The sequence below is a fragment of the Levilactobacillus brevis genome (assembly GCA_021383565.1).
In the GTDB taxonomy this organism is placed as follows: domain Bacteria; phylum Bacillota; class Bacilli; order Lactobacillales; family Lactobacillaceae; genus Levilactobacillus; species Levilactobacillus brevis_B.
Genome location: CP079699.1, coordinates 674,534 through 689,154, shown reverse-complemented (window position 1 = coordinate 689,154; position 14,621 = coordinate 674,534). Strand labels below are relative to the sequence as shown.

Genomic DNA, 14,621 nt, shown 5'->3' with positions numbered 1-14,621 from the left:
TACATCACGCGTTTCATGACCAGGCTGTACCAGCACCAGTCTCGAAACGACCTACTTACGCCGCTTCTTCTTACTCTTGAGGCGTTTACGCTTGTTTTTCTTCATCTGACGAGACATCCGGTTCATGGCCATCTTCTGCATGCGGCCCATGCCGGCGCCACCGCCCATGCCCGTGTTGCCCATCAGCTGTTCCATGCCGGACATGTTGCCCTTCGACACTTGGTTCATCATTTTCTTCATCTGGTTGAACTGCTTAATCATGCGGTTCACCTCGTGAATGGGCCGACCGGAACCAGCGGCAATCCGTCGCCGCCGCGATGGATTCAACAGGTCGGGATTGGTCCGTTCCTGCGGCGTCATCGAGTAGACCACGGCCTTCAGGTGTTCCATATCCTTGGGGTCCATCTGGGCATTCTTCATGGCCGGATTATTGGCCATTCCCGGAATCATCTTCATGATTTCATCCATGGGGCCCATCTTTTGAATCTGGGCAATTTGGTCCAGGAAGTCGTTAAAGTCAAACGAATTTTCCTGAATCTTTTCCGTTAATTCTTGAGCTTGCTTCTCGTCGTATTCCTTCTGGGTCTTTTCAATCAGGGATAACATGTCCCCCATCCCCAGAATCCGGGACGCCATCCGGTCGGGATGGAAGACGTCCAGGTCGGTCATCTTTTCACCTTGGCCAATAAACTTGATTGGCTTACCGGTGACGGCTCGAATCGACAGTGCGGCCCCACCACGGGTATCGCCGTCCAACTTGGTCAGGACAACCCCAGTGACGTCGAGCTTGTCGTTGAAACCTTCGGCGGTGGCCACGGCGTTTTGCCCAGTCATGGCATCGACCGTCAGGAGGATTTCATCCGGCTGCGCCAGGGCCTTAATCTTGGCCAATTCGTCCATCAACTGTTCATCGATCTGTAAACGACCGGCCGTATCAATGATGACGTAGTCGTTGTGGTTCTCGGCGGCCTGCGCCAACCCTTGACGAACAATTTCGACCGGATCCACGTCGGTGCCCAATTGGAAGACCGGCACGTCAATTCCCTGAGCGACCTGTACCAACTGCTCGATGGCGGCTGGCCGGTAGATATCGCCGGCAATCATCAGTGGCCGCGCATTTTCGTCTTCCTTCAACTTCCGAGCTAACTTACCGGCAGTCGTGGTCTTCCCGGCCCCTTGAAGTCCGACCATCATAATGATTGTCGGAATCTTCTCAGACTTGTTCAGGGGAACGGCTTCTTCCCCCATTGTTTTCGTCAATTCTTCGTCAACGATCTTCACGATTTGTTGCGCGGGATTTAACCCTTCCAGCACATCGGCACCCATTGCCCGGTCACGGACCTGTTTGACAAAGTCCTTAACAACCGTGAAGTTAACGTCGGCTTCCAGTAACGCCAAGCGAATCTCACGCATCGTCTCGCGCAAATCACTCTCGGAAACTTTCCCCTTTCCTCTGAGTTTACGCATTGCGTTTTGTAGCCGTTCTGTTAATCCTTCAAACGCCATTCGTCTTGCCACCTAACTTTCATTGTTCTTCTAGATTTTCAAGTCCCGCGACTAACCGGTTGAGCGTCGCATCGTGGGGATAGTGATCCGCCACGTACGACTGAATTTCATCAGCCTGTTGGTTGCGCGCCGTAAATTCCTGATAGAGATGAAGCTTACCCTCATAATCCTCCAGAATCTTTTCGGTCCGCCGTAGATTGTCGTAAACCGCCTGCCGACTCACATTGAATTCCTCGGCAATCTCGCCCAGAGAATAGTCATCGCCGTAGTACAGCTGCATATAATTATTTTGTTTTGCGGTCAGCAATGGCTGGTAGAACGCAAATAAGGAATTAATTCGATAATTTTTTTCAATTTCCATGCTTGGCCCTCCCAGTTAGTCACCCAGCGCCGTTTCACTTACGATTCAGTCACCCTTAACCGTAAACAAACGGACTTAAACACTCTACTAGAGTACCGATTTTTAGCGGTTTCGTCAATTTTTTTCGCGATGTTCGCCCCGAAACTGGCAAAAAAGGGTTCTAAAATATCTGTTGTTGGTAATCAACTTAATTGGTTACTGGCAGCGGATATTTTTGTATACTGTATAGAGTAAAAATGGGTGACGAATTGTCAAGTCAAGCGCAACTTTATTCCAAAGAAAATTTCTGATGGACTCTTCCAGCCTAAGACCTTACGTGGTCGGTTATTTAATGTTTCAATGAACTGACAAATATCTTGGTCAGTGAGTTGATCTAAATCAGTTCCTTTTGGGAAATACTCACGAATAAGACCATTTGTATTCTCGTTAGTTCCCCGTTGCTGTGGTGCGTGTGGATCTGGAAAATAGACCGGAATACCTAGCTCTTGACTAATTTCACGATATCTTGCGAATTCAGTCCCACGATCCGGCGTAAGCGTACGAACTCGTTTGGGCGTCACAGTATGCAATAAGTCAATCATAGCTTGTGTAACGTTCTTGGCGTTTACTTTGGAAACTCGTTGAGATAGTAAGTAACGTGATTTACGGTCCACCAACGTAACTAAAGCTGAACGTCCAGTCTTACCTCGAACGGTGTCACCTTCCCAATGGCCAAACCAGCTCCGGTTATCACACGACACTGGCCGCTCATGGACTGAAGGAACATCATTAAACCGCCCCCGTCGTTCATTGATTGTTCCTTTGACCTTGCGAGTTTTGCCACGATGGCGGAGTTTACGGGCAAAACCACGAGCGCCACGACTCTTACGTTTAATTCCCAAATTATCACGTTCAATTCCGCGATAAATGGTGTTGTAACTAATTCGCCATCCACTATTTTCGTGAAGTAAACGCCCTGAGATTTGTTCGGGAGACCATTGGTATTGAACGATGCAGCGAAGGACAAAATCTCGTAATTTCAGGTCAGTTAGGAGTCTAGGACGGCGGCTCTTCAGTCGGCGCCTTTGGTAGCTCTCTTGTGCTTTGACAGCTGAGTATGCATCACGACCGCCATTGCGTGTAACTTCACGTGATACAGTGGCTTTAGAACAGCCAATTTTCTCCGCAATAACTTGATAGCTATCGTTTAAAGTGACGCCTAACAGTATGCATTCTCGGTCTTTTAAGGTAAGATGTTTGTACGAACTCATAGCCTAAAATCTCCTTTAAATGATTGTTGTGGTGACTTCATTTTACAGGACTCAGGCTATGAGTTCCTTTTTTATCTTCTTACTTGTTGCACTTCAATTGTAAATTCGTCGTACAAAAAAGGGATATAGTCGCAGATCTATGTCCATCCACTACCACATTTCAAGAGAAAGAAAGTGACTATATCCTATGTCCAATGATACTAAAATTATTCTGGGGATAAAAGACCCTAATATCAAAAAACTGAAAATAATGAATCCCTTAGAAGTAAAGGGACCACTCAAGGTACAGGCACTTTTAGACTACCGTCCAAAAGCTTGTACTAAATGTGGCGTTTTGAACCAGAAGAGCATTATCAAATACGGTTGGCGTTGGACCACGGTTAAACTCCCACAAGCCGTTGAACGAGACGTTAAACTTCACCTTAAAAAACGTAATTTCAAGTGTAAGCAATGCCATCAATACTTTCTGGCAGAAACGTCGTTAGTTCAGCGAAACCACACCATCTCTAACGTCAGCCGGATCTCGTGTTTAGTAAAGCTCAGTGAGACGGTTTCAATGCGACATATCGCAAACGAATTAAACATTTCGAGTACGAGTGTTTTACGAATCATGCGTAGCTACCAACCGGATATTAAGACAAATTACAGCTGGTTGCCAGCAGTTATTAATATGGATGAAGTCAAGTCTACCAAAGATGCCAAAGGTGCAATGAGCTTTGTCTTTATGGACGGTATGCGAAACGAATTTATCGATATCCTTGAATCACGAACCCTGTATGATCTCGAAAAATACTTCAATCGATATACTAAGGCTGCGCGAGAAGGCGTGAAAATCATTGTGACAGATATGAATTACACGTATCCGCAATTGACAGAAACCGTTTTTCCAAACGCGATTGTGGTAACCGATAGGTTCCACATCGTGAGTTCTATAATGCGTGGTTTCAATCGTGTGAGAGTTCGTATAATGAAGTCCTATGCCAATTCAAATATCAAACATAAGATCTTAAAACGATACTGGAAACTACTCTTAAAACCTAATGAAAAGCTGAACTTCAACGTCTATCATAATTTCACTCATCTCTCAGGAATTAATACTGAGAATAGTACGGTCGATTACATTCTCAGCTTCAATGATGAATTACGCCAAGCGTATGAGCTTTTACAGACCGTTCGGCGAGCCGTCAAGTATCGTCACACGTCCAAACTAGTAACCATTCTAGACAAGAAGAATGATTACTCCGAAGAGCTTGAAACACCGTTAAATACGTTGAGAGAACACCAAGAATCTGTGTACAATGCGCTAAAATACAATTATTCTAATGGACCAATGGAAGGTATCAATAATAAAATCAAAGTAATCAAGCGAGTCAGCTACGGATTCGGTTGTTTTAGTAGCTTTAGATTAAGGATTCATCTAGTATTCGGAATTAAAAAGGCTGCCTAATCATAATACGATTAGGCAACCTCAGACAGCCGATTACCAACAACAGTTGACAAAGAGCCCAAAAAAGTCATTTCCAGTATCGGAAATGACTTCGTGGTCAAACTTGGTTAGCGGCTAGATTCGATGTGGCTCGCCTTGCCGTTCGCCAAATTTGGTCTGGAACGCGGTGGGAAGGACGGAAAAAGCCACGTCTCAAAGTCGCCATTTTCCCAAGCAGAACACTTGGGACAATCCCACGGCTGAGACCAAATTTGACTCACTCACGGCTACACTGACGATCATCAGCTAATTAAGCCGCGCATTACCGTTTGAAGAATGGAACGACTTGTCAAATCCCTTAAGGCTGCCATGACATAAGTGATACAGTTCCATCATCTTCCCCTAATCGGTTACGCCACCGCCCATAACCTTGCTGACAATCGATCCCACTAAAAAGGCCAGGTCGTCGTCACCGCGAACGATCAAGACGACCCAGCCTTCAATTAATCTCGTTATTTTTCCAACGCCTTGACGTCGATTAGCCCCTTAAACAAGCCGTAAACGAACTCGTTAGGATCAAACGGTCGCAGGTCTGAAATCTGTTCGCCCAGGCCGATGAACTTCACGGGAACATGCAGTTCATTACGAATGGCCAAAACAATTCCCCCACGGGCCGTGCCGTCGAGCTTGGTTAATACGATGCCCGTCACGTCCGTGGATTCCTTGAACAACTTGGCCTGCGTCAACGCGTTTTGCCCAGTCGTGGCATCCAGCACCAAAAGGACTTCGTGCGGTGCCGTCGGGATTTCACGCGTAATGATCCGCTTCATTTTGGCCAACTCGTTCATCAAGTTTACCTTGTTCTGCAGCCGACCAGCCGTATCAACAAAGAGAATATCGTAGTCTTCGCGTTTAGCCTTCTGCACGGCGTCAAAGACCACAGCGGCGGGATCCGATTGCGGCTTGCCCGTCACGATATCGACGTCCGCGCGCTTGGCCCAGACGTCCAGTTGTTCCGTGGCACCGGCTCTAAACGTATCGGCCGCGGCCAAGAGAACCTTCTTGCCCGCCTGGTGATACCGGTTGGCCATCTTACCAATAGTCGTGGTCTTACCGACACCGTTGACCCCGACAAAGAGGATGACGGTTGGGCCTTCCTTAGCCATGTTCAACGCGGTACTCTCGTCGTTACCGGCCGCGTCATAGATTTCAACCAACTTCTCGACCACGACGTTTTGGACATCCGCGGACTTCTTGGCGTTCTGTAGCTTCACTTCGTCACGCAATTCGTCGCTGAGCTTAACGGCCATGTCGAACCCGACATCGGCGCCAATCAGCGTTTCTTCCAAATCATCGAAGAAGCTCTCATCCACGTGCCGGAAGTTCGCCAATAAGGCGTTCAACCGTTCGCCAAAGGTGTGCCGAGTCTTCTCTAACCCTTTATCGTAGAGCTGTTCATCACTGACGGGCTGGTCATTTTCGACGTTCTGGTCGGCCGGCGTCGTCGCTGGTGCCGATTCGACAGGCGTCGCGGCAGACGATGCCCCGGCTACCTCCGATTCAGTCGTTGCGCCAGACGCTTCACTGGCGGTTGACGCGGTGCTCGATTGTGCTGGTGCTACCGAGGCCACTGACGCCTCGCTAGTTGGCGTTGTCGCCGGTTCAACGGCCGCACTGGAGTCGGTCGTCATCGACACCGCTGCGGACTGTTCCGCAACGGCCACTGATGACGGTGCCGCACTAGCTGGTGTTGATGGCGCAGCGGCACTGCTCTCGGTCGAAGTTGCGGTAGACTCTGGCGTCGCCGTTTCCGCCGCGTGACTAGTCGCTTCACTGGCGCTACTTGGTGCTACCGAGGCCGTACTTTCTGCAGCGGCGGCACTTGTGGCTGCCGGTGCCGCGCTACTAGCAACTGATTCTGGCGCTTCGCTGGCGGGTTCTTTCTTCGCCCGGCGCCGAAAAATATCAAATAATCCCATTAGGATTGCTTCCCTTCCGTAGTGGTTTCGTGATCCAGATCCACGGCGACCATCTTGGAAACGCCGGACTCTTGCATGGTTACCCCGTATAAAATATCGGCCTGCACCATCGTTTCTTGACGGTGGGTAATCACGATGAACTGAGTCTGATCTTGGAATTGGTGAATATAACGGGCGAAGCGGGTCACGTTGGCCGGATCAAGGGCCGCCTCCACTTCGTCCAAAATACAGAATGGCACGGGTTGAACTTGTAAAATAGCAAATAATAGCGTAATTGCGGTCAACGCCCGTTCGCCCCCGGAGAGGAGCCCCATGTTCTGGAACTTCTTGCCTGGTGGCTGTGCCATGATGTCGATACCGGTGGTCAGAAGGTCGTGCGGATCGGTGAGGACCAGCTCGGCCTTTCCCCCGCCAAACATCTGTTGAAAGGTGGCGGCGAACTTAGCGGCAATCTGATCGAAGCTTTGTTTGAAGCGCCGCTTGACCTGACCGTCGAGTTCGTCCATGGTCGCCGTCAACTGATCGCGCGCCGTCAGGAGATCGTCACGTTGTTTGGTCAGAAAATCGTAGCGTTCCCGCACCTCACGGTATTCGGCAATCGCATTCACGTTGACCGTCCCGATCTCGTCGAGGCCCTTCTTGAGCAATTTCAGTTGGACGGCAAGCTCGTTATCCGGCAAGTCACTAACTTCCTGCTCGGCCCCCGCCAGACTCAGCTGATACTTCTCGGACAACTGATTCTGCTGTTGGTCGATCAACGCGGCCAACCGGGTCTGCTGTACCTGGGCCTTCTGCAAGTCATCGTTGGCCAATTGCAGCAAGCCACTGGTACGTTGATTGGCGGTCTCGGCCGTTTCGAGCTGGTCGTTAACCGTGGTCAACTGCCCATCAGCGGCCTTGAGCTGGGCTTCAATCTGTTGACGATCGGTCTGGGCCTGAGCCAACTGCTGCTTAGCGGCCGCCGGAGTCAGCGCCTCACGCTGCGCCAGCTGTTGTAGTTGGGTGTTTAGTTGCGTGATCTGGTTCTGAGCAGATTCAACCTGTTGGCGTAAATCGGTACAAGCCGTCCGTTGCTGTTGCTGGCGTTCCTTCGCAGCGGCCTGCCAAGCTTGCTTTTCAGTTAATTGTTTCTGCTTGGTTGCCTGTTCGGCCGTGACCGTTTCAATCTGCTTCTGTACGGTCTGAACCTGCGTCTCAGTCGTCGTAATCTGCTTCTCGCCGGTCAAAATCTGCTCGGCGAGATGGGCATCTTGTTGGTCATCCCCGGCATTCTTCGCCTGGTCAATGTCTAACTGGGCTGCCTGCACCTGCCGACTGGCTTGAGCCAGCGTCGTCTGTGCGCTCGCCAAGGCATCGTCCAATTGCCGACACTGCGGCTGGAGCTGATTGATCTTGACTTGGAGCGTCTGGCTTCGCTGCTCACTGGCGACCAGGTCTTCACGAGCGGCCTTAATCTTGGCTTCCTGTGCCTGGAGTTGCGGCTTCATCTTGGCGATTGACGCCTGGAGCTGTTGCAATTCCTGTTGCTGCCGGAGCACACTGCTGTGGGTCTGCCGGTTTTGACCACCGGTAATCGCGCCACTGGCACTCACGACATCCCCCGCCAGGCTCACGACCCGGTAGCGGTGATGAATCTGCTGACTGATGGCCACTGCAGTGTCTAAGTCTGCCGCAAAAATGGTGGTCCCCAACAGATGGCCTAGGATACTCTGCGCACGCGCATCAATCTTGACTAGGTCACTCCCGATACCGAGAAAACCCGTTAGCTGGGTGACCTGCTGGCGCGTGGCGTGATCAATCTGCCGCCCCCGAATGGCCGTTAACGGCAGAAAGGTGGCGCGTCCGGCCCGTTGTTGACGCAAATAACTCACGGCTTGTTTGGCCGTAGTCTCATTGTCGACCACCACCTGCTGGAGCTGGCCTCCCAAGGCGTATTCCACGGCCACCGTGTAACGCTCCGGTACGTCGAGAAGCTCCGACACGGCGCCTAACAGGCCAGTGAACCGTTGGCGTTGTTTCAAAATTGCCCGGACACCCTGATAAAATCCACCGTACTCGGCCGAAGACGCCTGTTGACTGGCCGCCTTGGTCTGCGCGCGTTGGTAGACTTCGAGTGCCGCCTGCCAGTTGTGTTGAAGCTGACGGTAGGTCTGTTGCTGGTGCTGGTAGCGTCCGGCTTCCTGATCCAGCGCCTGTTCGGCCTCATTGAGCGCCGTCTTATGACTGGTCGCCGCCTGGGTCGCCGTTTCAACCTTAGCTCGTGCCTGTTGCTCGGCCGCGCGTAAATCGGCGATCCGCCGGGCAACCCGTTCGCCCTGTTGCAATAACCGTTCCTGATTCTGCTGGATATACTGGCGTTGGTTACGCCAGTTGGCGACCGCTTGTTTCTGATCGAAATAGGTCGTCCGCAGCTCTTCTAACTTCGCGCGCAGATCGGTCAGCGTCTGGGGGGCGGTGGCCTTGACCAACGTCTGAATCTCCTGCTTAGCGGTCTTCAGTTGCGCCGTCAAATCGTGTAAGGCCTGTTCCGTGGTGGCCAACTGCTGGCGGCTACGCTCGGCATTCGCCGTGAGTTGCTTGACCTGTTCGGCCGCCGCCTGCCGTTGCTCGTCTTGATGGCGTTGCTGCTCACCAGACAAGTTCACCTGACCCTGACACTGTTCAACCTGTTGCGTGGCCGCCACAAGCTTGGCCTGCAAGTCATCCTTTTGGGTGAGCAGGTCGGCTTGTTGTTGCTTCAACGCTTGTACGGCCGCCGTTTGTTTGCGTTCGGCGGACTGGTGATCGGCCACCTGCTGTTGTTTCTCGGTGACCGCCTCATCGGCCGTCCCTTTCTGTGCCAGCTCCGTATGCAACTGCCGGACCAACTGGGTCTTTTCTAACAGTGCGTACTTCTTCTGCTGGTCCAGATAGTCTTCCGCCAGGCTACTCTGTTCCTCAAGCGGCTCCAGTCGACCTTCCAACTCCGCAATGATGTCTTCCACCCGGTGCAGGTAGGTCATCGTTTCTTCGAGTTCTCGCTGCGCCTTTTCCTTGTGCTTCCGGTATTTATAAACCCCCGCAACCTCTTCAATGATGTTTCGGCGGTCTTCCGGCTTGCTGTTGAAGATGGCCTCCACTCGGCCCTGCGAAATGATCGAGAAGGAGTCCTGCCCCATCCCCGAATCCATCAACAGTTCCGTGATGTCACGCAGCCGGCAATTTTGACCATTCAGTTGGTACTCACTGTCGCCGGACCGGTAGAGAATCCGACTAATGGTTAGTTCCGTATAGTCACTCTTTAGATAGTGATCGCTATTGTCTAGCGTAATCGACACGGCCGCTCTGTTCAGCGGATGCCGATCCGCCGACCCCGCAAAGATAACGTCGGGCATCTTACTGCCCCGTAAACTCTTCGCGGATTGTTCCCCCAAAACCCAACGGACGGCTTCGGAGATATTACTCTTGCCACTACCGTTGGGGCCGACGATGCCGGTCATTCCCGGCAAAAAGTCAATTCGGGTTTTATCTGCAAAGGATTTGAACCCGCTAATTTCTAATGTCTTCAACCGCATCGTTAGTCATCCTTACTCTGTCTTCAAATTATCCAGGGCGTGGCGCGCCGCATTCTGTTCGGCATGCTTCTTCGAGTGGCCGTGACCCTCACCCAATTTCTGATTGTCCACGTAGACCGCAACCTCGAAGGCCCGGTCGTTGTCGGGACCCTCTTCGTCCAGCAGACGGTAGTCAATATCGACCGACCCATTCTTCTGAACCAACTCCTGTAGCTCGGTCTTATGATCGAAGAATTCATCGAACCGGCCCTCGTCTAGCTTAGGAAAGACCACCGCGGTCACAAACGTCACAACCTGATCCAAGCCTTGGTCCATGTACAGTGCCCCGATAAAGGATTCGAAAATATCACACAACAGGGAGTCACGTTGCCGGGCTTGCGCCTTCTCTTCACCCCGACCCAACCGAATATATTGGTCAAAGTGACACTCACGCGCAAAACTAGCAAAGCTCTGTTCATTGACCATCGCCGCCCGTAGCCGCGTCAAACGACCTTGGGGCATGTTCGGATACCGCCGGAAAATATAGTTGGAAACCACCAACTGCATCACGGCATCCCCTAAGAACTCAATCCGTTCATAGAATTTAAGTCCCTGATTAGGGTGTTCGTTGACGTAGGAAGCCTGCGTAAACGCTTCATCTAATAGAGATTGATCTTTAAAATGAATATTGAACTTATCTTTTAATTCTTGATTTAATCCAACAATCACGCGCTAATTCCCTCATTTCTATTTGCTTTTATGGCCGGCTAAATCATTTAGCCGGTCATCCATTTCCCATTTGATTGAAAAAGCCCGGGACAAAGAGGTGCGGCCCGGACTCGCTCAGTACTTATTTTGCTTCAGCTTGGTGGGCGACGATGTAGTCAACCACTTCACCAATGGTCGTCAATTTCTCGGCATCCTCATCGGAAATCTCCGCGTTAAAAGTGTCTTCCAATTCCAAGACAAATTCCACGAAGTCGATCGAATCGGCGTCCAAGTCCTTCTTGAAGTTCAACTGCTCGTTGATCTGATCCCGATCAGTTTCAAAGCGATCGGCAATAATGTCTGCAATCTTGTTAAAAATTTCTGCTCTTGTCATATCTAATCCCTCGCTCACAGTATTCAATAAGTAGTCTAACCGTTTTGGCAGACCTTGTCTAGCAAATTAATATTGCACCTTTAGTCGTTTCCCGTATGACCTTCGTTCCACCTGGCCACTTTGCCTGCGGCTGTCAGGGATTCTGTCTGCCGCATTTGTCAGCAAACTCAACCCACAGCCTACTTCAAAGATTCCTTCAGCGCCGCCATCTCGTCGGTGTGGTCCGCGAAATACGTGACGAGTTGGTCGGCACTCTTGGTTTCGACCAGCTCACGGATTTGACCAATCGTATTCTTAACGGTTGGTGCCTTGCTGGAGCCGTGCGTCTTCACAACCGGCGCCTTGAGGCCCAACAAGACCGCCCCGCCATATTGGGAATAGTCCATGGCACTCTGGACGTTCTTGAAGACCGGCTTCAATAGTCCGGCGCCGATCTTGCCGCCCAGGCCGCCGCTCATGATCTCGCCCTTAATCAGCTTGAGCATGGACAATGCGGTACCTTCAATAGCCTTGAGCGTCGCATTACCGGTAAAGCCATCGGTCACCACGACGTCCGCCGCACCGTTCAACAGTTCTCGCGATTCCACGTTACCGATGAAGTTCAGGCTGTCAATGCTGGCCAACGCCTGATAGATGGCCTGGTGAGCCATGTCTCCCTTGTCAGCCTCGGTCCCGTTGTTCAAGAGGCCAATCCGCGGTTGCTTCACGTGCATGATCGACTGCGCATAGTATTGCCCCATCACGGCGTACTGGACCACGTTAAATGGCTTTGTATCGGCATTTGCCCCCACGTCCAGCATAACAAAGCTGGATTGGTCCGGCTTGCGTAGTACGGGCAGCGTCGTGGTCAGCCCCGGTCGGTCAATCCCCTTGATCCGCCCCACAATCAGCAGGCCCGCGGCCAGAACAGCACCGGAATTTCCGGCGGAGAAGAAGGCATCCGCGGCCCCTTCCTTCACGGCCGTTGCGGCCAGGACAATGCTTGATTGCTTCTTGCGGCGAATGGCCCGTACCGGTTCATCCTCCATTGTGATGACTTCGGCGGCTGGCATCAGCGTGATTCGCGTGTCGTCTTGAATCAGCGGCTTAACCTGTTCCTCCTGGCCATACACCAAAAACTCAACGTCTGAGTAGGCGTCGCGGGCTTGCTCAACCCCTTTGATAATCTCGGCGGGGGCGTAGTCGCCACCCATTGCGTCAACGGCAATTTTCATAATTCGTCTCCTTTTAATCCATGGTTGTATTCTGATGGGCCGTCGTGCTGAGAAAAGCGGCTAACGCCAGATTGGCGTCTTTGTCCGCCCAATCGGCAGATGCCACCGTTTCCTTAGCGGCCTGCTGCGCAACACTCAAGATGTTCAGGTCGGCCACGGGATCACCGACCTTAAAGTCGGGCACCCCGGACTGCTTTTTACCCAGAATATCACCCGGACCCCGTAATTCCAAATCCTTTTGCGATAAAACAAACCCATCGTTCGTACTGGTCATGGTCGTCATGCGTTCCACAGCCAATTCATTCTTAGGATCGGCAATCAAGATGCAGGCCGAGGCCTTCTTCCCCCGACCAACCCGGCCACGCAACTGATGTAGTTGGGCCAAGCCAAAGTGATCGGCATCGTAGATCAACATGACCGTAGCGTTGGGCACGTCGACCCCCACTTCAATTACCGTGGTCGCCACCAGCACTTGAAATTCATTGGCCTTAAAGGCGTCCATGACCGCATTCTTCTCGTCATTTTTCATCCGCCCGTGGAGCAGGCCGACCTTGTACGTGGGCTCAAACTCCTCTTTGAAGCGGGCATAGATGGCCTCGGCATTCTTCATGTCGACGGCCTCCGACTCTTCGATCAACGGCGTCACCACGTAGGCCTGCGAGCCACTGCTCAACTCGGCTTTAACCTGCCGCAACGTGGCGTCCACCTGATTACTGCGGATCCACGACGTCTTAATCGGTTGCCGACCGGCCGGCAGCTCGTTAATCACCGACACGTCCATCTCCCCGTAGGCCGTAATGGCCAGCGTCCGGGGAATGGGAGTCGCCGTCATGGCCAGTACGTCGGGTTGCTGACCCTTCTCACGCAAGGCCTGCCGCTGGTTCACGCCGAACCGGTGTTGCTCATCGACGACGGCTAACCCGAGATGGTGATACGTCACTTCGGGCTGAATCAACGCGTGCGTCCCGACGATCAAGTTTACCGTCCCGTTGGCAATCTGCGGCAGCAGCGTCTTGCGAGCCGCTGGTTTAGTGGCCCCGGTCAGCAATGCGACGTTCACCGGAAAGTCGGCGAACAACTTCGCCAGGTTATTGGCGTGCTGCTCCGCCAAAATTTCCGTGGGGGCCATCAATGCCGCTTGGGCCCCGGCCGTAATGGCGGCGTACATGGCAATCGCCGCCACCACGGTCTTGCCACTCCCCACGTCCCCCTGAAGCAGCCGATTCATGTGCACGGGACGTTTTAAATCAAAACAAATCTCGTTGACCACGCGTTTCTGCGCGGTCGTCAATTCATAGGGCAACGCCGAGATGAAGGCCTTGAGCTTAGTTAAATCATACGTCAGCGCCTGACCGTGAAGCGTGTGATCCTGTTGCTTCACTATCTGGAGGCGCGTCTCAAACAGATAAAATTCCTCAAACTTGGCGGTCCGGCGTGCGGCCTGTGCGGCGGCATCCCCATCCGGGAAGTGCATGTCATGAATCATTTGCCGCCGGTGTAACAGCCGGTACTGCACCCGCAACGGCTCAGGAATCAGATCAACAATGACCGGCGCGTAGGTGGCGTAGGCGCTCTCCACCAACTTCTGAATCGTTCCCTGCCGCACTTCCTTATTCGCCGGATAGATCGATCCCATCCCGCCATCGGCACTGGCAATAATCTTCATCCCAGCCAGGCTCTGACGCTTAGCATCGAAGCGGCCGTACACGGCCAACTCATTGCCCACTTCCAGCTTGTCTTTCAGCCAGGGCTGGTTGAAAAAGGTCACCGGAATAATGGTGTGTTCGTCTAATAACAGGCGAAAGTTCAGACGCGTCTTCCGCCGACCGAACCGTGAAATGACGGGAGCGGCGGCCACGGTACCTTTCAGCGTGACCTTCGCCTGATCGGTCAGTTCGGCGGGGTCCTTGGCCTGCAAGTCTTCGTAGCGAAAAGGAAAATATGTCAGTAAGTCATTGACGTTTTCAATATCCAACGACTTCAACGCCTGAGCCCGCTTAGGCCCGACGCCGGCTAATGCGCTGACCGAATCATTTAAACTGACCACGTTAACACCCCTCCCATCATTTTTCTTGGTTACCATTGTTCTCTAAAAATAAAATCATCTTTTGACGACAAACGACTAACCCCGTCAAAAATATAAGATTTAGCCACTAACGAAGTGCGCTAAACCAATTGACACCTACACTTCATCGTTCAACGCTATTTACATTCATTTTACGACTTTCCCGCCTATCCGACTAGGCCGAA

Annotated in this window: 10 protein-coding genes; 1 reads left to right on the top strand and 9 read right to left on the bottom strand. The window is 52.1% G+C overall.

Annotation, left to right across the window (positions count from 1 at the left end; genetic code table 11):
• Positions 1-51 precede the first annotated feature (51 nt).
• From ffh to KB236_03300, 3 genes are all read right to left on the bottom strand, one after another.
• Entirely contained in the window at positions 52-1,506 is a 1,455-nt protein-coding gene (gene ffh, locus KB236_03310) for a signal recognition particle protein (protein UIF29780.1), read from the bottom strand.
• 19 nt (positions 1,507-1,525) lie between these two features.
• Positions 1,526-1,867, bottom strand: coding sequence for a putative DNA-binding protein (locus KB236_03305; protein ID UIF29779.1), 342 nt, complete (start codon positions 1,865-1,867; stop codon positions 1,526-1,528).
• Positions 1,868-2,118: 251 nt separating this feature from the next.
• A complete protein-coding gene (locus KB236_03300; GenBank protein ID UIF29778.1) occupies positions 2,119-3,117 on the bottom strand; it encodes an IS30 family transposase in 999 nt (332 codons plus the stop codon).
• Positions 3,118-3,367: 250 nt separating this feature from the next.
• On the opposite strand from KB236_03300, the gene KB236_03295 reads away from it, so the two are divergent.
• Complete coding sequence (locus tag KB236_03295; GenBank protein ID UIF29777.1) at positions 3,368-4,564, top strand: ISL3 family transposase; 1,197 nt, start codon at positions 3,368-3,370, stop codon at positions 4,562-4,564.
• A gap of 491 nt (positions 4,565-5,055) precedes the next feature.
• On the opposite strand, the gene ftsY is transcribed toward KB236_03295, so the two are convergent.
• The 6 genes from ftsY to recG all read right to left on the bottom strand — a co-directional run bounded on the left by ftsY (position 5,056) and on the right by recG (position 14,454).
• On the bottom strand, positions 5,056-6,522 hold the full coding sequence (ftsY, locus tag KB236_03290) for a signal recognition particle-docking protein FtsY (protein UIF29776.1): 1,467 nt from the start codon (positions 6,520-6,522) through the stop codon (positions 5,056-5,058).
• Entirely contained in the window at positions 6,522-10,076 is a 3,555-nt protein-coding gene (smc, locus tag KB236_03285; GenBank protein UIF29775.1) for a chromosome segregation protein SMC, read from the bottom strand. The genes ftsY and smc overlap by 1 nt, the downstream gene beginning before the upstream one ends.
• Before the next feature lie 12 nt (positions 10,077-10,088).
• Positions 10,089-10,784 (bottom strand): ribonuclease III, encoded by a 696-nt coding sequence (gene rnc / locus KB236_03280; GenBank protein UIF29774.1) that lies wholly within the window; start codon positions 10,782-10,784, stop codon positions 10,089-10,091.
• Between the two features lie 121 nt (positions 10,785-10,905).
• Entirely contained in the window at positions 10,906-11,157 is a 252-nt protein-coding gene (gene acpP, locus KB236_03275) for an acyl carrier protein (GenBank protein ID UIF29773.1), read from the bottom strand.
• Between the two features lie 179 nt (positions 11,158-11,336).
• Positions 11,337-12,371, bottom strand: coding sequence for a phosphate acyltransferase PlsX (plsX, locus tag KB236_03270; protein ID UIF29772.1), 1,035 nt, complete (start codon positions 12,369-12,371; stop codon positions 11,337-11,339).
• 13 nt (positions 12,372-12,384) lie between these two features.
• The gene (gene recG / locus KB236_03265; protein UIF29771.1) at positions 12,385-14,454 is read right to left on the bottom strand and encodes an ATP-dependent DNA helicase RecG; all 2,070 of its coding nucleotides are present in this window, start codon (positions 14,452-14,454) and stop codon (positions 12,385-12,387) included.
• Positions 14,455-14,621 lie beyond the last annotated feature (167 nt).